This window comes from Streptomyces sp. NPDC004610 (genome assembly GCF_040609715.1).
Classification (GTDB): Bacteria; Actinomycetota; Actinomycetes; order Streptomycetales; family Streptomycetaceae; genus Streptomyces.
Window position 1 is genome coordinate 17122 of record NZ_JBEXLA010000004.1, and the last position, 19258, is coordinate 36379.

22 protein-coding genes are annotated in these 19258 nt (G+C 70.6%); 9 read left to right on the top strand and 13 right to left on the bottom strand.

What is annotated here, in order from left to right:
- Window positions 1-7 precede the first annotated feature (7 nt).
- Window positions 8-961, top strand: a complete 954-nt coding sequence (locus ABZX40_RS05495) for a LysR substrate-binding domain-containing protein (protein WP_355737794.1) — start codon at window positions 8-10, stop codon at window positions 959-961.
- Window positions 962-1127: 166 nt separating this feature from the next.
- Here ABZX40_RS05495 and ABZX40_RS05500 read toward each other — a convergent pair whose 3' ends face one another.
- Window positions 1128-1889, bottom strand: a complete 762-nt coding sequence (locus tag ABZX40_RS05500; RefSeq protein WP_355737791.1) for an alpha/beta hydrolase — start codon at window positions 1887-1889, stop codon at window positions 1128-1130.
- 113 nt (window positions 1890-2002) lie between these two features.
- Here ABZX40_RS05500 and ABZX40_RS05505 point away from each other — a divergent pair, with 113 nt between their 5' ends.
- Window positions 2003-3175, top strand: a complete 1173-nt coding sequence (locus ABZX40_RS05505) for an adenosine deaminase (protein ID WP_355737788.1) — start codon at window positions 2003-2005, stop codon at window positions 3173-3175.
- A 197-nt stretch (window positions 3176-3372) separates the two neighbouring features.
- Window positions 3373-3738: an ATP-binding protein gene (locus ABZX40_RS05510; protein WP_355737785.1), complete on the top strand. Its 366-nt coding sequence runs from the start codon at window positions 3373-3375 to the stop codon at window positions 3736-3738.
- 65 nt (window positions 3739-3803) lie between these two features.
- Here the strand turns inward: ABZX40_RS05510 and ABZX40_RS05515 are convergent, their stop codons facing one another.
- The 5 genes from ABZX40_RS05515 to afsQ1 all read right to left on the bottom strand — a co-directional run bounded on the left by ABZX40_RS05515 (window position 3804) and on the right by afsQ1 (window position 7889).
- Window positions 3804-4007 (bottom strand): PspC domain-containing protein, encoded by a 204-nt coding sequence (locus ABZX40_RS05515; protein ID WP_355737783.1) that lies wholly within the window; start codon window positions 4005-4007, stop codon window positions 3804-3806.
- A 92-nt stretch (window positions 4008-4099) separates the two neighbouring features.
- Complete coding sequence (locus ABZX40_RS05520) at window positions 4100-4675, bottom strand: VanZ family protein (RefSeq protein WP_355737780.1); 576 nt, start codon at window positions 4673-4675, stop codon at window positions 4100-4102.
- Window positions 4676-4990: 315 nt separating this feature from the next.
- Complete coding sequence (locus tag ABZX40_RS05525) at window positions 4991-5602, bottom strand: hypothetical protein (protein ID WP_355737777.1); 612 nt, start codon at window positions 5600-5602, stop codon at window positions 4991-4993.
- Complete coding sequence (locus ABZX40_RS05530) at window positions 5599-7215, bottom strand: HAMP domain-containing sensor histidine kinase (RefSeq protein ID WP_355737774.1); 1617 nt, start codon at window positions 7213-7215, stop codon at window positions 5599-5601. The genes ABZX40_RS05525 and ABZX40_RS05530 overlap by 4 nt, the downstream gene beginning before the upstream one ends.
- Entirely contained in the window at window positions 7212-7889 is a 678-nt protein-coding gene (gene afsQ1 / locus ABZX40_RS05535) for a two-component system response regulator AfsQ1 (RefSeq protein WP_355737772.1), read from the bottom strand. Before afsQ1 ends, ABZX40_RS05530 begins: the two co-directional genes overlap by 4 nt.
- A 294-nt stretch (window positions 7890-8183) precedes the next feature.
- Here afsQ1 and ABZX40_RS05540 point away from each other — a divergent pair, with 294 nt between their 5' ends.
- Entirely contained in the window at window positions 8184-8927 is a 744-nt protein-coding gene (locus tag ABZX40_RS05540; protein WP_355737769.1) for a SigE family RNA polymerase sigma factor, read from the top strand.
- Window positions 8928-9238: 311 nt separating this feature from the next.
- Here the strand turns inward: ABZX40_RS05540 and ABZX40_RS05545 are convergent, their stop codons facing one another.
- Entirely contained in the window at window positions 9239-9874 is a 636-nt protein-coding gene (locus ABZX40_RS05545) for a uridine kinase (RefSeq protein ID WP_355737766.1), read from the bottom strand.
- A gap of 132 nt (window positions 9875-10006) precedes the next feature.
- Between ABZX40_RS05545 and ABZX40_RS05550 the strand changes: the two genes are divergently transcribed.
- Window positions 10007-10387 carry a hypothetical protein gene (locus tag ABZX40_RS05550; protein ID WP_355737763.1) on the top strand — a complete coding sequence of 127 codons (381 nt, stop codon included), beginning with the start codon at window positions 10007-10009 and terminating at the stop codon, window positions 10385-10387.
- A 58-nt stretch (window positions 10388-10445) separates the two neighbouring features.
- On the opposite strand, the gene ABZX40_RS05555 is transcribed toward ABZX40_RS05550, so the two are convergent.
- Window positions 10446-10655 (bottom strand): DUF397 domain-containing protein, encoded by a 210-nt coding sequence (locus ABZX40_RS05555; RefSeq protein WP_355737760.1) that lies wholly within the window; start codon window positions 10653-10655, stop codon window positions 10446-10448.
- The gene (locus tag ABZX40_RS05560; protein ID WP_355737757.1) at window positions 10634-11377 is read right to left on the bottom strand and encodes a DUF5753 domain-containing protein; all 744 of its coding nucleotides are present in this window, start codon (window positions 11375-11377) and stop codon (window positions 10634-10636) included. Before ABZX40_RS05560 ends, ABZX40_RS05555 begins: the two co-directional genes overlap by 22 nt.
- 298 nt (window positions 11378-11675) lie before the next feature.
- Between ABZX40_RS05560 and ABZX40_RS05565 the strand changes: the two genes are divergently transcribed.
- The gene (locus tag ABZX40_RS05565) at window positions 11676-11966 is read left to right on the top strand and encodes a hypothetical protein (RefSeq protein WP_355737755.1); all 291 of its coding nucleotides are present in this window, start codon (window positions 11676-11678) and stop codon (window positions 11964-11966) included.
- 64 nt (window positions 11967-12030) lie between these two features.
- Here ABZX40_RS05565 and ABZX40_RS05570 read toward each other — a convergent pair whose 3' ends face one another.
- From ABZX40_RS05570 to deoC, 3 genes are read right to left on the bottom strand one after another with little or no spacing between them, the layout of a single operon-like run.
- Entirely contained in the window at window positions 12031-12915 is an 885-nt protein-coding gene (locus tag ABZX40_RS05570) for an aldehyde dehydrogenase family protein (RefSeq protein ID WP_355737752.1), read from the bottom strand.
- Window positions 12908-14344 (bottom strand): aldehyde dehydrogenase family protein, encoded by a 1437-nt coding sequence (locus ABZX40_RS05575; protein ID WP_355737749.1) that lies wholly within the window; start codon window positions 14342-14344, stop codon window positions 12908-12910. Before ABZX40_RS05575 ends, ABZX40_RS05570 begins: the two co-directional genes overlap by 8 nt.
- A gap of 5 nt (window positions 14345-14349) precedes the next feature.
- Entirely contained in the window at window positions 14350-15297 is a 948-nt protein-coding gene (gene deoC, locus ABZX40_RS05580) for a deoxyribose-phosphate aldolase (RefSeq protein ID WP_355737746.1), read from the bottom strand.
- Between the two features lie 225 nt (window positions 15298-15522).
- Here deoC and ABZX40_RS05585 point away from each other — a divergent pair, with 225 nt between their 5' ends.
- On the top strand, window positions 15523-16191 hold the full coding sequence (locus ABZX40_RS05585) for a PH domain-containing protein (protein WP_355737743.1): 669 nt from the start codon (window positions 15523-15525) through the stop codon (window positions 16189-16191).
- A gap of 96 nt (window positions 16192-16287) precedes the next feature.
- On the opposite strand, the gene ABZX40_RS05590 is transcribed toward ABZX40_RS05585, so the two are convergent.
- Window positions 16288-17046: a DUF5707 domain-containing protein gene (locus ABZX40_RS05590; RefSeq protein ID WP_355737740.1), complete on the bottom strand. Its 759-nt coding sequence runs from the start codon at window positions 17044-17046 to the stop codon at window positions 16288-16290.
- 498 nt (window positions 17047-17544) lie between these two features.
- Between ABZX40_RS05590 and ABZX40_RS05595 the strand changes: the two genes are divergently transcribed.
- Window positions 17545-17931, top strand: a complete 387-nt coding sequence (locus ABZX40_RS05595; RefSeq protein ID WP_355737737.1) for a DUF1508 domain-containing protein — start codon at window positions 17545-17547, stop codon at window positions 17929-17931.
- A gap of 308 nt (window positions 17932-18239) precedes the next feature.
- Complete coding sequence (pstC, locus tag ABZX40_RS05600) at window positions 18240-19244, top strand: phosphate ABC transporter permease subunit PstC (protein WP_355737735.1); 1005 nt, start codon at window positions 18240-18242, stop codon at window positions 19242-19244.
- Window positions 19245-19258 lie beyond the last annotated feature (14 nt).

Consider the following 19258-nt stretch of genomic DNA (forward strand, 5'->3'; position numbering starts at 1 on the left):
CGTTCCCATGAAGCATCAGCACAGCTCACCGAGGAGACTGTCACCGGGCAGTGACACAGAAGACATCGTCGCGTTGCTCGCCCCGCGCCTCGTCCACTTCGCCGGGGTCGCCCGCACCGAGCACGTCACCCGGGCCGCCCTGGAGCTGAACGTCCCCCAGTCCACCCTGTCCCGCTCCCTGGTCCGCCTCGAACAGGACCTCGGCGTCGAACTCTTCGCCCGCCGCGGCCGTACGGTCGCCCTGACCACCGCCGGGCACACCTTCCTGGCCTCCGTCGAACGCGCCCTCGCGGAGATCGAGCGCGCCGCCGACGAGGTCCGCGCCGACGCCGACCCGGCCACCGGCAAGGTCGCCTTCGGCTTTCTGCACACCATGGGCGCCGAGACCGTCCCCGGCCTGCTGCACGCCTTCCGCGCCGACCACCCCCGGGTCCGCTTCGCCCTCGTCCAGAACTACGGCGAGGCCATGCTCGAAGGTCTGCGCGCCGGAGAACTCGACCTCTGTCTCACCTCACCGGTCCCGGACGCCCCCGACCTCGTCGCCCGCCGCCTGGACGAGCAGAAACTGCGCCTGGTCGTCCCCGCCGACCACCGCCTCGCCACCCGCAAGCGCATCCGCCTCGCCGAGGCCGCCGACGAAACCTTCGTCACCCTGGAACCCGGCTACGGCATGCGCCGCATCACCGACGACCTGTGCCGCGAGGCCGGTTTCCGCCCGCGCATCGCCTTCGAGGGCGAGGAGACCGAAACCCTGCGCGGCCTGGTCGCCGCGGGCCTGGGCGTGGCCCTCCTCCCCCCACCGACGGTCCCCCGCCCCGGAGTGGTGGAACTGACGGTCACGTCCCCGAGAGCGATCCGAGAAATCGGCGTCGCCTGGCTGGAGGGCCACCCCGACACCCCACCGGTGGCCGCTTTCAAGCGCTTCCTCCTATCGAGAAGGGGCAACTTGCTCCCGACCTGAGCCTCAACGCCGCCTCTTGGGGGCGCGGGGAACGGCAGCGCTTCCTCCTGTCAAGAAGGGGCAACCTGTTCCCGACCTGAGCCGGGACGCCATTCAGGGGCGCGGGGAACTGCGCGATCAACCACCACGAACCCGCACCCCGACAACAACCCCAACCCGAACGGCGCTACCGATAAGCCTTCCCGAACCCAGAAGCAAGCGGCATCCGCAACCCCAACGGCGGCGGCGCGGCCAGCGCATCCCGCACGGGCCGCGCGAACGCCTTCCCGAACAACGCCCCCATCACGAAGTCCACCGACAGCGCCAGCACTTCGTCCCGGTACTGATGCAACCCGTGCCGGTCCCCGTGCACTTCGAACCGGCACACATCCCGGTTCGACTTCTTCGCCCGCGCCGCCAGCCGGAACGACAGTTCCGGATCGGTCCGCTCGTCGTACGTGCCGTGCACGAGCAGCACCCGCCGCCCCACAAGCTGTTTCACCGGTTCGGGTGACCCGGCGGCGGCGGCCTCCTCCGGCAGCCAGGGGGCGATGGCGAGCACGGAGTTGACGGCCTCGTGCCCGGCCGCGTGCAGCGCCGCGCGTCCGCCCATGTCGAACCCGGCGAGGCAGATCGGGACGTCGCCGTAGCGCCGTACCACTTCCTCGGCGGCCCACTGGGCGTCGTGGGCGAGATCGGCGTCGGCGCCGTTCCAGCCGCGGTAGCGGTAGTGGACGACATGCGCGGCCAGCCCCTCGTCCCGTCCGGCGCGCAGCAGCCGGCGTCCCAGGGCGCGGACGGACGCCGTCGCCAACATGGGGGAGGGCTTGCGGTGTGAGGTCTCGTCACCGCCGGGGAGGAGCAGGACCACCGCGCTGACCGCCGTCGGCTCCGGGCCGAGCGCCCGTCCCAGACGCGCGCTGCGGACCGGCGTCGCTTGCTGTGCCATGACAGAACAGTGTCAGAAGACCTGGTGCACCTGACCCGTCCGCGGGGTCACTGTTACGTATCGACGGAACGGGTGAACGAGCGATCTACGCGCGTAGGAGTTAGGGTGCGAAAATGACGAGCCAGAGTGACCGGAACCAGACCGACCGGAAGAGGACCGTCCCGAGCCCGGACCAGATCCGCCGGGCGCCCAAGGTCCTGCTGCACGACCATCTCGACGGCGGCCTCCGTCCCGGCACGATCGTCGAACTCGCCCGCGCGACGGGATACACCGCCCTCCCGGAGACCGACGCGGGCAAACTCGGCATCTGGTTCCGCGAGGCCGCCGACTCCGGCTCGCTGGAGCGGTATCTGGAGACCTTCTCGCACACCGTCGGGGTGATGCAGACCAGGGACGCGCTCGTCCGGGTCGCCGCCGAGTGTGCCGAGGACCTCGCCGCGGACGGAGTCGTCTACGCCGAGGTGCGCTACGCCCCCGAACAGCATCTGGAGGGCGGGCTCACCCTCGAAGAGGTCGTGGAGGCGGTCAACGAGGGCTTCCGCGAGGGCGAGCGGCGGGCCCGCGCCGACGGCAACCGGATCCGGATCGGCGCCCTGCTCACCGCGATGCGGCACGCGGCCCGCGCCCTGGAGATCGCCGAGCTCGCCAACCGCCACCGCGACCAGGGCGTCGTCGGCTTCGACATCGCCGGAGCCGAGGCCGGCTACCCGCCCACCCGCCACCTCGACGCCTTCGAGTACCTCAAGCGGGAGAACAACCACTTCACCATCCACGCCGGGGAAGCCTTCGGGCTGCCGTCCATCTGGCAGGCCCTCCAGTGGTGCGGCGCCGACCGGCTCGGCCATGGCGTCCGGATCATCGACGACATCGAGGTCGCCGACGACGGACGGGTCACCCTCGGGCGGCTCGCCGCGTATGTCCGGGACAAGCGGATCCCGCTGGAGCTGTGCCCCAGCTCCAACCTCCAGACCGGCGCTGCCGCGTCCTACGCCGAGCACCCCATCGGTCTGCTGCGCCGGCTCCACTTCCGGGCCACCGTGAACACGGACAACCGCCTCATGTCGGGCACCAGTATGAGCAGGGAATTCGAGCAGCTCGTCGAGGCGTTCGGATACACGCTCGATGACATGCAATGGTTCTCCGTCAATGCTATGAAGTCAGCATTCATTCCTTTCGATGAACGACTTGCCATGATCAATGACGTGATCAAGCCCGGCTATGCCGAACTGAAATCCGAATGGCTGTTCCGGCAGACCGCTTCCACCAGCGGTTCTGGCGAGAAATAGGGCTGAACGGGGGACGGAGCGGACTCTGAAATGCGGGCGGGTGTTCACCACTCGTCCGCATTTCGATGTTTGCGGCGGGCGGCCCCGCGTGTTTACGTTCGTGGACCGCTCCCGCATCCCCGTCCGATCCCCGTTCCGTTCATTTCATTGTTCCGTTCATTTCATTTCAGTTCGTTCATCCCAAGGACGCATTCACCATGAAGCAGTCTGCTGCCAAGACCCTCGGTGTCGCCGCCCTCGGTGCCGCCTTCGCCGCCACCGGCGCCGGCGCCGCCAACGCCGCCCCGGCGGCCGTGCCGGACGCCGGTCAGGCGCTGAGCGCCGTCGGCGCCGTCGCCCACACCCTCCCCGCCGAGAACCTCACCCAGGCGCTGCCGGGTGCCGCCGAGGCCGTGATCCAGGGGCAGAGCGCGCTGGGCACCGGTCTGGCCGCCGCGCAGCCGGCCGCCGAGCGGGTGCTCGCCCAGGGCCCGACCCAGCCCGCCGCCGGTCTGCTCGGCGGACTCCCCGTCAAGGGCCTGCCCACCCACGGTCTGCCGATCAACGGCATCCCGCTGGGCTGATCCGGAACCGACCCACGACCAGCGCCGGGGCGCACCCCACACCCAGGGGGTGCGCCCCGGCGTCGTCACCAGGCCGTACGGGCGGCCTTGCCCTCGGCGGGGACGAATATCCACAGGGCGATGTAGAGCAGGAACTGCGGTCCCGGCAGCAGACAGGACGCCAGGAAGATCACCCGCATCGTGGTCGCGGAGGTGCCGAAGCGCCGGGCCAGCGCGGCACACACACCGCCGATGACGCGGCCGTTGGTGGGGCGGGCGAGGCGGGACATGGCTGCTCCTTCGTGAGCGTCGGTGGGGGCCGCCGATCCGGTGGCCCCATCTGTCACCACCGTACGAAGACGAACCCACCCCAAGCGTCGCTCTACGGGGCGATCCCGACCCTGGGAATCGTCGGGGTACGACCCTGAGCCGCCTCGTCCTGGGGGAGGGGAGCCTCCTCCACCCGGGTCCGCATCGCCCGGCGCGCGGCACGGCGGCGCAGCCGCGCGCGGGCCGCCGGGACGACCGTGACATGCGCCACCAGCACGCCCGCGGTGTTCAGCAGCAGCGAGTCGACGTCCGTCACCTGGCCGGGCACCCCGGTCTGGAGCAGCTCGATCGTCAGCGAGATCAGCGTCCCGGCGGCGACGGTCCGCAGCGCGGACGCGAGCGGCGAGACATCCAGCCGCCCGCCCACCGCGGGCAGCAGCACCCCGAGCGGCGCGAGCAGCGCGACGCTCTCACCGAGCCGGATCGCCGCGTCCGGCCAGCCCAGCGCGAGATCGGCGCGGATACCGGCCAGTGGGCGGAGATTGGCGGGGGCGACCCAGGGGACATCGAGCGAGCGCAGCGTCAGCCAGCCGACGAACGCGAGATGTACGACGAGGAGGACGGCTCCCGTCGCCCGGATGCGGAGGGCGGGACCGCTGCCGCCGCCCATCGAGCCTTGACGCTGCACGCCCCCGTAGACGCGGGGGGCGGCGGGATCGGTTCCGGGGGCGGGGCCGTCGCGGGGTGAGGCGTGGGCCACATGCCCCTGGCCGCGGCTTCGGGGACGCCGGGCGAGGCTCGACGACGCCCCTGCCGGGGCTGTAGGGCGGGGTTTGGCGGTGCCGCCTTCCGGGCCCATCGGGGAGGCTCGGCGACGACCCTCCCAGGGCCACCCGGCCCCGCTCGACCGCCGCCCCCCAGAGCCCCGCACCGCTCCACCACCGCCCCCCAGCCCCCCGCACCCCCCATCACCCCCCCCCAGCCACTAAGCCCCCCGCCCCCCTCACCCCGACCGCACCTCCTCAGACGCTGGTGTCTCCGTGTCCGGGTTGGCGCGGAGTTCGTCGGTGCAGTCGTAGCGGCGCAGGGGGGTGTCCCGGGGGCCGCCCAGGATGACCGAGCCGTCGCCCTCGGCCGCTTCCGAGTCGGCGAAGGTGCAGACGATCTGGGCGAGGGCGGGGCCGGAGAGGTCGGCGGGGGTGACGCTGAGGCGGAGGGTGTCGTCGGGCTCGTCACCGTAGGGGCCGGTGACGGCGAGGCCGTGGTGGACGTCCGTGGTGTAGCCGGCCGAGCGCTCCGCCTCGGTCGGTTCCTCGGCGAGCTGGTCCAGCAGGCCCTGGGCGACCTGGACGCGGCGCGGTGCCTCCATCGACTCCGGCGGGATCTCCACCAGCCGGTCCAGCGCGACCAGCGAGGACCCGCACAGCAGGAACAACTGGGCCGGGAAGCCGAGGGCGGTCCGGGACGTGACCTCGTCGCCGGTGGCCGTGCAGTGCGCCCGGGAGGGGGCCGCGCCGAAGTCCGTGGGCACCTCGGTCGCCCGGATGCCGCAGCCGGAGAGCAGCAGCCCGCCCAGCAGGGGGACGCAGAGCAGGGCCCGTCGTCGTACGTTCATCCCGCTGTCCCCTTGTCGGTCCCGGGGCCGTCCCCGGTGCCCCCGTCTCCTCCGTCGTCACCGTCGTCCGGGCCGGACACGGTCGAGCCGTCGCGCGGGAGCCGCAGGGTGAACACCGCGCCGCTCTCGGGCGAGTTCGCGGCGGTGATCTCACCGCCGTGGATGTGCGCGTTCTCCAGCGCGATGGACAGGCCCAGGCCGCTGCCCTCGGAGCGCGGGCGCGACGCGCTGGCCTTGTAGAAGCGGTCGAAGACATGCGGCAGGACGTCCTCGGGGATGCCGGGGCCGTGGTCGCGGACGCGGATCACCACCTCGTCGCCGTCCTCCGCGGAGTGCTCCTCGCGCACCTCGACCCGCACCGGGGAGCCGCCGTGCTTGAGGGCGTTGCCGATGAGATTGGCGAGGATCACGTCCAGGCGGCGCGGGTCGAGCTGGGCGTGGATACCGCGCTCGGCGTCGAGCTCCACCGCGTCCAGCCAGGCGCGGGCGTCGATACAGGCGGTGATCTGGTCGGCGACATCGACATCGTCCAGGACCAGCCGGGCGGTGCCCGCGTCGAAGCGGGTGACCTCCATCAGATTCTCCACCAGGCTGTTCAGCCGCCGCGTCTCGCTCACCACCAGCCGCACCGCGGGCTCGATCATCGGATCGATGGTCCCGCCGTCCGCGTCCAGCTCCTCCTCCAGCACCTCGGTGACCGCGGTGATCGCGGTCAGCGGGGTACGCAGCTCATGGCTCATGTCGGCGACGAACCGGCGGGACGCCTCGTCCCGGGCGGCCATGTCGTCCACCCGCTTCTCCAGCGCCGCCGCCGCCTTGTTGAAGGTCCGCGACAGATCGGCCAGTTCATCGGTGCCGGACACCCTGAGCCGGGTGTCGAGCCGCCCCTCGCCGAGCCGCCGCGCGGCGACCCCCAGCCGCTGCACCGGCTTCAGCACGGTCGTGGCGGCGGCCTGCGCGAGCAGCGCCGAGCCGATCAGCGCCAGCCCGGTGGCGATCCCCAGCGACCAGGCCAGCGAGTTGAGGTCCTTGGCCTCCGGCTCCAGCGACTTGAGCATGTACCCGGTCGCCCCACCGCCGACCACCCGCGTCCCCGCCACCAGATACGGCGTCCCGTCGTCGACGATCCGCTGCCAGTACAGGTGGTACGGGGAGCTGTTGCCGTCGGTGGTCGGCTGGCGCTTGTCCACCGCCTCGCGCAGCGACTCGGGTACGTCCTGGAGGCTGAAGCCGCTCAGGCCGCCCGAACTGCCGGAGACGGTCTTCCCGTCGGCGCCCTCGGCGATCAGCAGCACCGTGAAGCGCTGGCTGCTGTTGGTGGCCATCTGACCGGCGGTGATCTGCAACTCGTTCTGGTCCGGCCGCTCGGGCAGCGAACCCGCCCGGTTCTGCATCTCCTGCTGGAAGTCGCGCAGCACCGCGTCCTGGGTGCGGGTGAGCACCGCCTCCCGGTTCAGCCAGTACGCGATGGCCGACGCCGACACCGCCGCCGTCAGCGCGACCAGCCCGAACACCACCACCAGCCGCAGTCGCAGACTCGTGAAACGCAACCCGGACAGCACCGCCCTGCGAGCCGCGGCCCAGCCGCGGTCCCCCCGTTCCCGCTCTGTCACTGAGGCGGATCCAGCCGGTAGCCGACACCCCGCACGGTACGGATCAGCGACGGCGACGACGGTACGTCCTCGACCTTGGCGCGCAGCCGCTGCACACAGGCGTCCACCAGCCGGGAGTCGCCCAGATAGTCGTGCTCCCACACCAGCCGCAGCAACTGCTGGCGGGACAGCGCCTGACCGGGCCGCCGGCTCAGCTCCAGCAGCAGCCGCAGCTCGGTCGGGGTGAGCTGGAGGTCCTCGCCGTTCTTGGTGACCGTCATCGCGGCCCGGTCGATGACCAGGCTGCCGAAGGTCGCCGCGTCGTTCGCCTCCCGCTCGCCGCGGCGCAGCACCGCGCGGATCCGGGCGTCCAGCACCCGGCCCTGCACGGGCTTGACGACATAGTCGTCGGCGCCGGACTCCAGACCGACCACCACATCGATGTCATCGCTGCGCGCGGTCAGCAGGATGATCGGCAACTGGTCGGTGCGCCGGATACGACGGCACACCTCGAAGCCGTCGATACCGGGCAGCATCACATCCAGCACGATCAGGTCCGGCCGCTGCTCACGCAGCAGTTTCAGACCGTCCTCACCACTGGCAGCGGTCGCCACCCGGTGTCCCTGGCGCGTCAGCGAGAGCTCCAGGGCCGTCCGGATGGCGTCGTCGTCCTCGATCAGCAACAGGGAAGGCACGGGCTCATTCTGGCCCATGAGGGGTTCGGTGTTCGACCTGCGGGTGCGGATCAGGTGCGGATCGGGTGGGGATCGTCGGCAGTGCCCAGCTCGGACGCATATCTGAACCCTGTGCGCGATCTTGGAACAGCGGGGTCACAGACCCCTGTGACAGGTCTGTGACAGACGGCGGACACGCCGATGAAGGAGGCCCGGCAGTCTCATTGGCACGAGCACGGGACGACGGCCGAATCCGGGCCGGAAGCCACGGAGCACGAAGACCGAACACCGGAAGTCCACGACGGGGGGCGCGAGATGAACACGCTGCACGGCACCAGCTCCAGCGCAGTGATCACGCGGCTGCACGACGTGAACGGGGGCCGGGGTTCCGAGAAGTCCGGTGTCGTGAGCGGGCGGGGGTGCGCTCGCGGCACCGGACGTCAGCACACCGCGTACATGACGGTGGTTGACGGTCACACGGGGGAGACGTACGGGGGAGCCGCGTACAGGGAGGAACCGGGGGAGCGACGCTCGCTGTCGGAGGTGGAGTTCACCGCCTACGTCCAGGAGCGCCGCGCCTCCCTGTACGCCACCGCCTATCACCTGACCGGTGACCGGTTCGAGGCCGAGGACCTGCTCCAGAGCGCGCTGTTCTCGACCTACCGGGCCTGGGACCGGATCAGTGACAAGGCGGCGGTCGGCGGATATCTGCGCCGCACCATGACCAATCTGCACATCAGCGCCTGGCGGCGCCGCAAGCTCAACGAGTACCCGACCGAGGAACTGCCGGAGACGCCCGGCGACACGGACGCCATGCGCGGCACCGAACTGCGCGCGGTCCTGTGGCAGGCGCTCGCCCGGCTCCCCGAACTCCAGCGCACCATGCTGGTCCTGCGCTACTACGAGGGCCGCACGGACCCGGAGATCGCGGAGATCCTCGACATCAGTGTGGGCACGGTCAAGTCCAGCATCTGGCGCTCGCTGCGCCGGCTGCGCGACGACGAGGTCCTGAGCTTCGGCCGTGACCAGGAGGACGCCTTCGGCGAACTGGTCGCCTGACGGACCGGTCACCCGGAGGTTCGGGGGGAGAAAAAAAGAAAGACCCTCGGGGGGTGTATCAGGGGGAGGGTACGGGGGTCTTGTCTACAGGGCCCGGGGAAGCACCTGGCAGTACGAAGGGCCTCGGGGGGAAGCACGGGGGAGCAAGGTACGGGGGAGCACGGGGGGACACGGGGGAAGCTACGGGGGTAGCAGAGAAACAACTGAATAAAGGAAAAACGGGGGAGCACGGGGGAGCACCAAGGGGAGCGGGACTGGAGGGCCGGGGGGTCCGTCCAGTCCCGCTTCTCTGTGTCCGGGCGAGGTACGCGTTACGAGGCCGTCCTGGTCTGTGTGCACCGGCCCGCCGCCGCTGCCGCCAGCCGGCCCATCGCCTCGTCCCGGTCGCAGGGGTGGGCGCCCAGTCCGGCCTGGCGGGCGATGATCGCCCGCTCGGCCCGCATCAGCCGCCAGCCCCGGCGCAGCAGGAACGCCACCGACTTGCGCCCCTCCCGCAGATCGCGCAGGAAGCGGCGGCGGAACGTCGTCACCGGGCCGCGGCTCAGACAGAGCGCGTCGGCGAGGACCCCGAGGTCCCGGCACCTGCCCACTATCTCGGCGGCGAAGATGCCCTCCGCCACGAACAGCGGGGTCCGGCCGATGTCCACCCGGTCCTCGCCCGTGCGGGCGCTCAGCGAGATGTCGTAGACCGGGACGGTGGTACGGCCCGTGCGGCAGAGGTCGGTGATCGCGGCGACGGCCGTGTCCGCGTCCCAGGAGGCGGGGTCGTCCCAGTCGATGTCGGAGCTTCCCAGCACCTGCGGCAGCGTCGGGTCGTGGCCCTCCTTGTAGAAGTCGTCTAGCCGCAGCACCGGCAGACCGGAGCGCTGGGCGAGCAGGGACTTTCCGGAGCCGGACGGGCCGCAGAGCAGCACGACCCGCGTGGGTATGGGCGGATGGGAACTCACGGGTCACCAGTGTGCGGTATGGGTGGGCACCGAACGAGACCGCGGGTCGGCTTTGAAGCGCGCGTCACATCTCAACTACCCTTTGTGTGGAATTGTTTACCCTGGGTGAGCGAAAGAATGAGGGTGGTTGTGGTGTCTCTTCGTCAGAGGTCGCTGGCCGTGCTGGCGCTGGCGGGTGCCGCGGTCGGTACGGGGTCCGCGAGTGCCGTGGCCGACAGCGAGCCGGTGATCGATGTGATGCGGACGCGTCCGACCTCGCTGGGGAACCTGGACCCCCAGGCGGGGCTCGCGGCGGTCACCGTGTCGGTCCAGTACGTGACGGGGCCGGTGGCGGGCCTGAAGCCGAATCCGCTGGCGGGGACGGGGGTCGATCCGCTCGACAACGGGGTGGGGACGCAGTTGGCCGACTTCCAGCCGGTGACGTCGAAGATGCTGACGGGGCCGATCGCTCAGGCGCCGAGCGTGGGGAGTCTGCCGGTGGTGGGGCCGGTGGCGGGGCTGCTGGGCGGCTGACCGCCGTCCGGCGAGGGGAGCCGGGCTCCTTCTTGAGAGGGGCGCGGCTCTCCTCCTGTTACAGGGTGCCGTTCTTGACGCCGTTGATGAAGGGCTGCCAGGCGGCTTCGTTGAGGATCAGGATGGGGCTGGTCGTGATTTTGCTGTCTCGGACGGGGACCCGGCTGGGGTAGTTGTCGCAGACCTCGACGCAGGCGTCCCCTTGCTGGTTTCCGCTGTACGAGGACTTGCGCCAGCGGGCGGTGCTCACGTCCTGGGTGACTCGCATGACTCGTACGTCTCCATCGTCGCCTCGATCAGCGCTGCGGATTCTCCTGGTGGGAGGGCGCTGGCCTTCATCAGATCGTACTCTCGCACGCGTCGGGTGACGGTCTTCCGGTCGTCGAAGGTTTCGCCGTTCCTGGGGCCTTCTTGGTACACCGTCGTCGAGTTGTCCTGGAGCGTCAGCAGGATGAGAGTTCCGCTCATGAGGGTGCACGCGCCCGCCTCGAATGGCACGACCTGGACCGTCGTGTGGTGCGTGTCCACCCAGGGCAGCAGTGCCGCGAGTTGTTCACGCATCACCGCAGAGCCGCCGACGGCTTGCCGTAGGGCTGCTTCGCCGAGAATCCACCACGCGTCGGGCGGATTGTCGGCTCGCAGGACCTCCTGACGGCCCAAACGAGTGGCGACCAAGCCTTCGATCTTTTCGGGGCACAGCCCTGGATGGCCTTTGAGGAACAGGGCCCGCATGTACGCCGGAGTTTGCAGCAGCCCCGGAATGACGCTTGTGCTGAACTCCTGAATCCGGGCCGCCCTGGCCTCCAACTCCAGGCAAAGGTCGAACCGCCGGGGCGTGTACTCCCGTTTCAGCACCCCCCACAACCCCTGGAACAACTCCCCCGTCCCGAAAGCCGCGTCCAGCTTTTCTGAGAGGGGTGGTAGCGGCAGCCGCTCCCCTGACTCCACTCCGTGCAGATGCGTCTTGCTGTAGTTGACGATGTCCGACATGCCGGTCCAGCGACAGCCCGGCTGCCCGGCGCTGGCGGCGCAGTTCGACGCCGTACAGGTCGTGTGCGGAAGCGGAGGGGTTCAGGTCCTGGGAGGGCGGGGTCATCGTCTCGGCTCCCTTGCCGTGTGCTGTGGGGGTGTTCCGTGCCGGTGAGGGAACGGCTCGCGTCCACCGTAGTGGCGGTGGGTGACAGTCTGGGCGCGAATGGTGAGGAAGGGCAGGTGGGGGCCGTTCCATGAACCGGTTCGGAACACCGTCACCCTGGTTCGTCCGCCCCACCGGAGTGACGTTGAGTGCATGGAGAATGGCAAACAGCGACAGAGTGTGAGCGTGGGTTCGGGCCGGGCCAAGCCGGAGGGCACCCGGCTTCCCGTGGGGCAACTCGTGCACGACACCCGGCAGGACAAGCGCGCGATCGTCATGGACCACGAGGGCGGCCTCGTATGGCTGCGTCCCGAGCGCGGTGGGACGGAGTGGACCGCGCGGGCGGGCGACCTACGGCCGGTCGAGGGGAGCGCGGGGGCGCGGGCGCTGCTGTCGGCGCGGGTGGCCGACGCGAACGCCCGGAGCAGAGGGGAGGCGCTGTAGCGAGAGAGGAGGGGAGAGGGGCGAGGACTCTGGTGGGTGGGCGGAGCCCTCGCCCCGGGTCCGATCAGTAGGCGGAGCCGGACGCTCCCAGCGCCCCCGTCGGGTGCCAGACCGTCTTTGTTTCCAGGAATGGGGTCATGCGGTCGATTCCGGGGGTTTCCGTCCAGTCCGTGGGGTGGGGGCGGACGACTCGTTTGAGGTTGTCGGCCGCGGCGATCTCCAGGGTCTTCGCGAGGGACTCGTCCGTGCCGGCCAGGTCGATGGCGTTGACGTCCTGGTGGGAGGCCAGGGGCGGGGCGATCTCCGCGGTGCGGCCGGAGAGGATGTTGACGACTCCGCCGGGGACGTCGGAGGTGGCCAGCACCTCGGCGAGGGACAGGGCCGGGAGGGGGGACTTCTCGGACGCGATCACGATCGCCGTGTTGCCGGTCGCGATGACCGGGGCCAGGACCGAGATCAGGCCCAGGAGGGAGGAGTCCTGGGGGGCCACGACCGCTACCACGCCCGTCGGCTCGGGGGAGGAGAGGTTGAAGTACGGGCCCGCCACCGGGTTGGCGCCGCCCACCACCTGGGCGATCTTGTCGGTCCAGCCCGCGTACCAGACCCAGCGGTCCACCGCCGCGTCCACGACCGCCGCCGCCTTGGACTTCGACAGGCCCTCGGCGTCGGCCACCTCGCGGACGAACTGGTCGCGGCGGCCCTCCAGCATCTCGGCGACGCGGTAGAGGACCTGGCCCCGGTTGTAGGCGGTCGCGCCGGACCAGCCGCCGAACGCCTTGCGCGCGGCCACCACCGCGTCCCGGGCGTCCTTGCGGGAGGAGAGGGGCGCGTTCGCCAGCCACTTGCCCTTGGAGTCCGACACCTCGTACACCCGGCCGCTCTCGGAACGCGGGAACTTCCCGCCGACGTACAGCTTGTAGGTCTTGAAGACGGACAGACGATCAGACATCGAGGTAGGCCTCCAGACCGTGTCGGCCGCCCTCGCGGCCGAAGCCCGACTCCTTGTAGCCGCCGAAGGGCGAGGTCGGGTCGAACTTGTTGAAGGTGTTGGACCAGATCACGCCCGCGCGCAGCTTGTTCGCCACGGCGAGGATGCGTGAGCCCTTCTCGGTCCAGATGCCGGCGGAGAGGCCGTACTGGGTGTTGTTCGCCTTGGCGACCGCCTCGGCCGGGGTGCGGAAGGACAGGACCGACAGGACCGGGCCGAAGATCTCGTCGCGGGCGACGGTGTGGGCCTGGGTGACGTTCGTGAAGAGCGTCGGGGCGAACCAGTAGCCGGAGGCGGGGAGGTCGCAGGGGGCCGTCCAGCGTTCGGCGCCCTCCGCCTCGCCGGTCTCGGCGAGGGCCGTGATGCGGGCGAGCTGCTCGGCGGAGTTGATCGCGCCGATGTCGGTGTTCTTGTCCAGGGGGTCGCCGAGGCGGAGGGTGGACAGGCGGCGCTTGAGGGAGTCGAGCAGCTCGTCCTGGATCGACTCCTGGACCAGGAGGCGGCTGCCCGCGCAGCAGACCTGGCCCTGGTTGAAGAAGATGCCGGTGACGATGCCCTCGACGGCCTGGTCGATGGGGGCGTCGTCGAAGACGATGTTGGCGCCCTTGCCGCCGAGCTCCAGGGTGAGCTTCTTGGCGGTGCCCGCGACCGTGCGGGCGATCTCCTTGCCGACGGCCGTCGAGCCGGTGAACGCCACCTTGTTCACATCCGGGTGGGCCACCAGGGCGGCGCCCGCGTCGCCGTAGCCGGGGAGGATGTTGACGACGCCCTTCGGCAGGCCCGCCTGGCGGCAGATGTCCGCGAAGAAGAGCGCGGACAGGGGGGTCGTCTCGGCGGGCTTGAGGACCACCGTGTTGCCGGTCGCCAGCGCCGGGGCGATCTTCCACGCCAGCATCAGGAGGGGGAAGTTCCAGGGGATGACCTGGGCGGCGACGCCGAGCGGGCGGGGGGCCGGGCCGAACCCGGCGTGGTCGAGCTTGTCCGCCCAGCCGGCGTAGTAGAAGAAGTGCGCGGCGACCAGGGGAAGGTCCGCGTCGCGGGTCTCCCTGATGGGCTTGCCGTTGTCCAGGGTCTCCAGGACCGCCAGTTCACGGCTGCGCTCCTGGATGATCCGGGCGATCCGGAAGAGGTACTTGGCGCGCTCGGTGCCGGGCAGCGCCGACCACTTCTCGAACGCCTTGCGGGCCGCCTTCACCGCCCGGTCCACGTCCTCGCTCCCGGCCTGGGCGATCTCCGACAGCACCTCCTCGGTCGAGGGGGAGATTGTTTTGAAGACCCTGCCGTCCGCCGCCTCCGCGAACTCGCCGTCGATGAAGAGGCCGTAGGAGGGGGCGATGTCGACGAGCGAGCGGGACTCGGGTGCCGGTGCGTACTCGAACACGGAAGCCATGATGATCAGTCCACCGTCACGTAGTCGGGGCCGGAGTAGCGGCCGGTGGCCAGCTTCTGGCGCTGCATCAGCAGATCGTTGAGGAGGGACGAGGCGCCGAAGCGGAACCAGTGGTTGTCCAGCCAGTCCGGGCCCGCCGTCTCGTTGACCAGGACGAGGAACTTGATCGCGTCCTTGGTCGTCCGGATGCCTCCGGCGGGTTTTACCCCGACCTGGACGCCGGTCTGCGCGCGGAAGTCGCGGACCGCCTCCAGCATGAGGAGGGTGTTGGCGGGCGTGGCGTTGACCGCGACCTTGCCCGTGGAGGTCTTGATGAAGTCGGCCCCCGCCAGCATCCCGAGCCAGCTCGCGCGGCGGATGTTGTCGTACGTCGACAGCTCGCCGGTCTCGAAGATGACCTTGAGGCGGGCCGTGCCGCACGCCTCCTTCACCGCGGTGATCTCCTCGTACACCTTCAGGAAGTGCCCGGCGAGGAAGGCGCCGCGGTCGATGACCATGTCGATCTCGTCGGCACCGGCGGCCACCGCCTCGCGTACGTCCGCGAGCTTCACGGAGAGCGCGGCACGGCCGGCCGGGAACGCCGTGGCGACCGAGGCGACCAGGACACCGGAGCCGGCCACCGCCTCCTTCGCGACGGTCACCATGTCGGGATAGACACAGACCGCGGCCGTCGTCGGGGCCGTCCGGTCGGTCGGGTCCGGGTGGGCCGCCTTGGCGCCCAGCGCCCGGACCTTGCCGGGGGTGTCGGCGCCTTCCAGGGTCGTCAGGTCGACCATCGAGATGGCGAGGTCGATGGCGTACGCCTTGGCGGTGGTCTTGATGGAACGGGTGCCGAGCGAGGCGGCGCGCGCCTCCAGCCCGACGGCGTCGACGCCGGGCAGCCCGTGCAGGAACCGCCGCAGCGAGCCGTCGGAGGCCGCCACGTCCATGAGGGTGTGTGCAGTGGTGGGCATGGTCACCAGACGAGCATATCTACGCGCGTAGCGGCTGTACAGGGCGGGGAGGGAAGGTTCCACCGATGGACGCGGGCGGCTGTAGCGCCCTTTTAGGGGCGCTGGGGATGCCCCCTCTGGGGGAGAACTGCGCGGCCAGCCCCCACGCACCCGCACTCGCCCACGCAACCATCACCACCCCACCGCCCAGGCGCCCTCCCCGCCCCGTGAGGCACAATCGCCCTCATGACCTCCACCAACGACCGCATCTACCGCTCCCCGATGGCGCTGGTGGGCGGCGTACTGCTGCTCGCCCTCGCCCTCTGGCTCGGCGTCGACGCGATCGTGAACGGCGAGGGCCGCACCCCCTGGCTGGCGCTCGCCGTGCTGTTGATCTTCGTACCGGTCGTCACCGCCTTCACCCTGCGTCCGGCGGTCTACGCCGATGACGACCGGCTGCGGGTGCGCAATCCGCTGCGGGTGATCGTGCTGCCCTGGGGCGAGGTCGCCTCGCTGCGGTCGGGGTACACCAATGAGGTCATCGCGAACTCCGGCGCCAAGTTCCAGCTCTGGGCCGTCCCGGTGTCCCTGCGCGGGCGCAAGCGGGCCGCGCGGCGCGAGGACCGGCGCCAGGCCGAGCGGGCGGCGGCGGCCAGTGGCAAGAAGGTGCGTGGCGGTCTCTTCGGCAGCGGTGGCGGACTCGGCGGTCACGCAGGGGTCGATCCGGCGGCGCTGGACGACGGTTCCGGGCTCGCCGAGGGTGACCGGATCATGGCCGAGCTGCGGCAGATCCGGGAGGCCCGGGACAAGGCGGCCTCCTCGCAGGGCGAGGTCTCGGTGCGCTGGGCGTACGAGATCGCCGGGCCGGTGGCCGTGGGCGCGGTGCTGCTCGCGGTGCTGCTGGCGACCGGCTGACGCTGGCGATCGGCTGACGCCGGGCGGGGGCGCGCGTACGGCGCCGGGTCCCCGGGTCCGAGCGGGGGCCGTCGCCGTACGCGCGCGGTGAAGGGGTCAGCGCACGTCGATGTGGTCGCCCTCGGAGACCGCGGCGGCCGTGGTGTCCGTACCGGCGTACGACCAGCGGTAGGTGCCGTCCAGGAAGGCGCGGACGGTGGTGTTCAGGGTGCCGTCGGGGGCTGTGGTGACGGTCTTCACCGTCGTGAACTCCTTGCAGCCCGCCGTGCGGAACTGGAGCTTCACCGGCTGCCCGGCCGGGGCCCCGGTGAGGGTGCCGGTGGCCCAGTCGGCGTGCCGCACGGCGCCGGTGACGGTGAGGAGGCGGCCCCGGCGGACCGGCTCGGGTCCGGCGTCGACGGTCACCTCGGTCGCCCGCCGTACGGCGAAGTCGGCGGCGCTGTCCTTGAAGACCGCGTCGCTGTCGGGGGCGATGGCGAAGGCGCTGACCTGCCAGGTGCCGGCCTGTGCGGCGTCGGCGGGGGCGGTGCCCGGGGTGAGGGTGAAGGTCAGGGTGCAGGTGGTGGTCGTGGCGGTGGTCGGGCCGCAGGGGGCGGCCGGGGCGACCGAGACCTCGGGGGCGTCGATCGTGCCGCGGTACAGGGTGGCGCTGATCTGCTCCAGGCCGGAGGGGTCGGTGGCGGTGATGTCGACGGTCACCGTTCTCGCGGCCGTGCCGACGACGACGGGCTGTCCGCCGTTGACGGTGACGCCGGTGATCTCGGTGTCGCCGAACTGCTCGTCCGCGTGTGCGGCCGGAACGGTGAGGGCGGACAGGGCGACGACGCCACACGCGGCGGCGACAGCGGAGCTCATGCGCATGCGAATTCCCCAATGTGAACGCTGAATGCACAACGGCCCGGTTTTTATCCCCCGGCGGGCCGAATTGACGTGGGCAGCGTACTCATTCCGTGGCGATTTCGGAATCTTTTGTGGGGTGCGTCGGGAGGGGTGCTTCGGGAGGGGCGTTCGGATTTCTTGGCGGAGGAATGCGTGTGGAATATCCGGTGGGTTGTTTTGGTGGAAAGCCTATGGGGAAATTCGGGCCGAATTTCAGCGGACCTGGCGCCCACCTACGTGTACCGGCGCGGTTCGGCCAGCGGCAACGAGTCCTGCCGGGGCGGGACATGAACAAGGGGCAACATTCGCATGAAGCATGACGATTGCGGTTACCGAGGGCGATCGGATATCACTCCCGTCTCACTAATCTGCCTGTGCCGCACGGCCGATGAATCGGCGTTGACTCGTGCAGCTTCCTGAAGTCAAAACCGTCGGGAACAGTCGGGAATCAGGGGAACACAGGGGTGGGGATGGATGGCGGGAAGAAAGGGCGGCGCTGCCGTGCCCGGCACGCGCTGTCATATAGACATCGGGGCAGACGGGACGTACTCCTGGCGCCTCACGGCCACGAACGGACGGGTGATCGCCGTCGCGGCCCGGACCTACCGGGACTATGCCGAGTGCCGTACCGCGTTCGAGCGGCTCTGCGCGGATGTCGCCGACTTACCCGGGGCGGTGCACCACACCACGGAGGGCAGCGGCTGGGTCTGGCGGCTGCGGGATCCGGTCGGCGGGGCGCTCGCCGTCTCGTCGCGGGCGTACGAACGCCACTCGACCTGCCAGGCCGCCTATGAGCGGTTCCGGGCGCTGCTGGCTGAGCTGGGGGCCGGCGGGGTGATCTGCTGGGACGACGTCGGGTAGGGGTGAGTCGGAGAGTTCGGGGGTTCGGGGGTTCGGGGAGGAGGGTCGGGGGTCGGGGGTCGGGGGTCGGGGGTCGGGGGTCGCCGGTGGGGCCGCCTCCGGCTCTCCGTGGTTTCCGGTGCTGCCTCCCGTCTCCCGGGGCTCCGGTCCGGTCGTCTTCCGGGCTTCGTCCGGAGGGATGCGCGCGGCTTGTGTGTGCGTCGCGTTCACGTCAACACCGGAAGTTGCCCCTCGGGGTGCCCGCGTTCACCTTTAGGGGCGCAGGTGTCCATCGGGCCTCAGGAGCGTCGACTCATGTGACGACGCGAATGGATGAGCGAACGGTGGTGCCGGGGGACGAGGGGCCGAGACGGCTGCACGTCGACCCCGGTGTGCCCGACCGGGTGTTCCGGGGTGTGCTGCGCGGTGGGGGCACCCTGGTGCTCGCGATCATGCTGCTGGTCGGCGGTTTTCTCACCTACCGGGCCTGGCAGGCGCTGGAGGTGGCCCGGTGGGGCTTCGTCACCACCGAGGCGTGGGAGCCCGAGGGCCGCAGCTTCGGTATCGCCGCCGTACTGGTCGGCACCATCCTGATCGCGCTCGTCGCCATCGCCTTCGCGGTGCCGCTCGCGCTCGGTACCGCGCTCTACATCTCCGAGTACGCGCCGCCGCGGATCAGACAGACACTGATCAGCGTCGTGGATCTGATGGCCGCCGTGCCGTCGGTGGTCTACGGGCTGTGGGGGCTGTTCTTCTTCCAGGGGCATGTGGTCACCGTCTCGCGCTGGATCTCCACCTACTTCGGCTGGATCCCCCTCTTCAGGGTCGACGGCACCGATCCCACCGACCCGCTGGCCACCGCGACCGTCTTCACCTCGTCCACCTTCATCGCGGGGATGGTCGTCTCGCTGATGGTCGCGCCGATCATCTGCTCGGTGATGCGGGAGGTGTTCTCGCAGGCCCCGGTCGGTGAGCGGGAGGGCGCCTACGCGCTGGGCGCCAACCGCTGGGGCATGATCCGCAGCGTCGTCCTGCCGTTCGGCAAGGGCGGCATGATCGGCGGCACCATGCTGGGCCTGGGCCGGGCGCTCGGCGAGACCATCGCCGTCTATCTGATCATCTCGCCGGTCTTCGAGATCCAGCCGCACCTCCTCCAGAACGGCACCAACTCGGTCTCCGCGCTGATCGCCCTGCGCTACGGCGAGGCCACCGCATTCGGTATGTCCGCGCTGATGGCCGCCGGCCTCGCGCTCTTCCTGATGACCCTCGTCGTCAACTTCGCCGCGTCGTCGATCGTCGCCCGCAGCCGTTCCGGCGCGGCGAGCGACTCCTGAGGAGACCGAGCCAG

Coding starts and splice junctions, on each gene's coding strand:
- ABZX40_RS05510 (WP_355737785.1), top strand. CDS start 3,373: ATGAAGCAGTCTGCTGCCAAGACCCTCGGTGTCGCCGCCCTCGGTGCC.
- deoC (WP_355737746.1), bottom strand. CDS start 15,297: ATGCCCACCACTGCACACACCCTCATGGACGTGGCGGCCTCCGACGGC.
- ABZX40_RS05565 (WP_355737755.1), top strand. CDS start 11,676: ATGGAGAATGGCAAACAGCGACAGAGTGTGAGCGTGGGTTCGGGCCGG.
- ABZX40_RS05570 (WP_355737752.1), bottom strand. CDS start 12,915: ATGTCTGATCGTCTGTCCGTCTTCAAGACCTACAAGCTGTACGTCGGC.
- ABZX40_RS05595 (WP_355737737.1), top strand. CDS start 17,545: ATGGCGGGAAGAAAGGGCGGCGCTGCCGTGCCCGGCACGCGCTGTCAT.
- ABZX40_RS05525 (WP_355737777.1), bottom strand. CDS start 5,602: ATGAACGTACGACGACGGGCCCTGCTCTGCGTCCCCCTGCTGGGCGGG.
- ABZX40_RS05590 (WP_355737740.1), bottom strand. CDS start 17,046: ATGAGCTCCGCTGTCGCCGCCGCGTGTGGCGTCGTCGCCCTGTCCGCC.
- ABZX40_RS05575 (WP_355737749.1), bottom strand. CDS start 14,344: ATGGCTTCCGTGTTCGAGTACGCACCGGCACCCGAGTCCCGCTCGCTC.
- ABZX40_RS05555 (WP_355737760.1), bottom strand. CDS start 10,655: ATGCGAGTCACCCAGGACGTGAGCACCGCCCGCTGGCGCAAGTCCTCG.
- ABZX40_RS05495 (WP_355737794.1), top strand. CDS start 8: ATGAAGCATCAGCACAGCTCACCGAGGAGACTGTCACCGGGCAGTGAC.
- ABZX40_RS05515 (WP_355737783.1), bottom strand. CDS start 4,007: ATGTCCCGCCTCGCCCGCCCCACCAACGGCCGCGTCATCGGCGGTGTG.
- ABZX40_RS05500 (WP_355737791.1), bottom strand. CDS start 1,889: ATGGCACAGCAAGCGACGCCGGTCCGCAGCGCGCGTCTGGGACGGGCG.
- ABZX40_RS05560 (WP_355737757.1), bottom strand. CDS start 11,377: ATGTCGGACATCGTCAACTACAGCAAGACGCATCTGCACGGAGTGGAG.
- ABZX40_RS05585 (WP_355737743.1), top strand. CDS start 15,523: ATGACCTCCACCAACGACCGCATCTACCGCTCCCCGATGGCGCTGGTG.
- ABZX40_RS05505 (WP_355737788.1), top strand. CDS start 2,003: ATGACGAGCCAGAGTGACCGGAACCAGACCGACCGGAAGAGGACCGTC.
- pstC (WP_355737735.1), top strand. CDS start 18,240: ATGGATGAGCGAACGGTGGTGCCGGGGGACGAGGGGCCGAGACGGCTG.
- ABZX40_RS05540 (WP_355737769.1), top strand. CDS start 8,184: ATGAACACGCTGCACGGCACCAGCTCCAGCGCAGTGATCACGCGGCTG.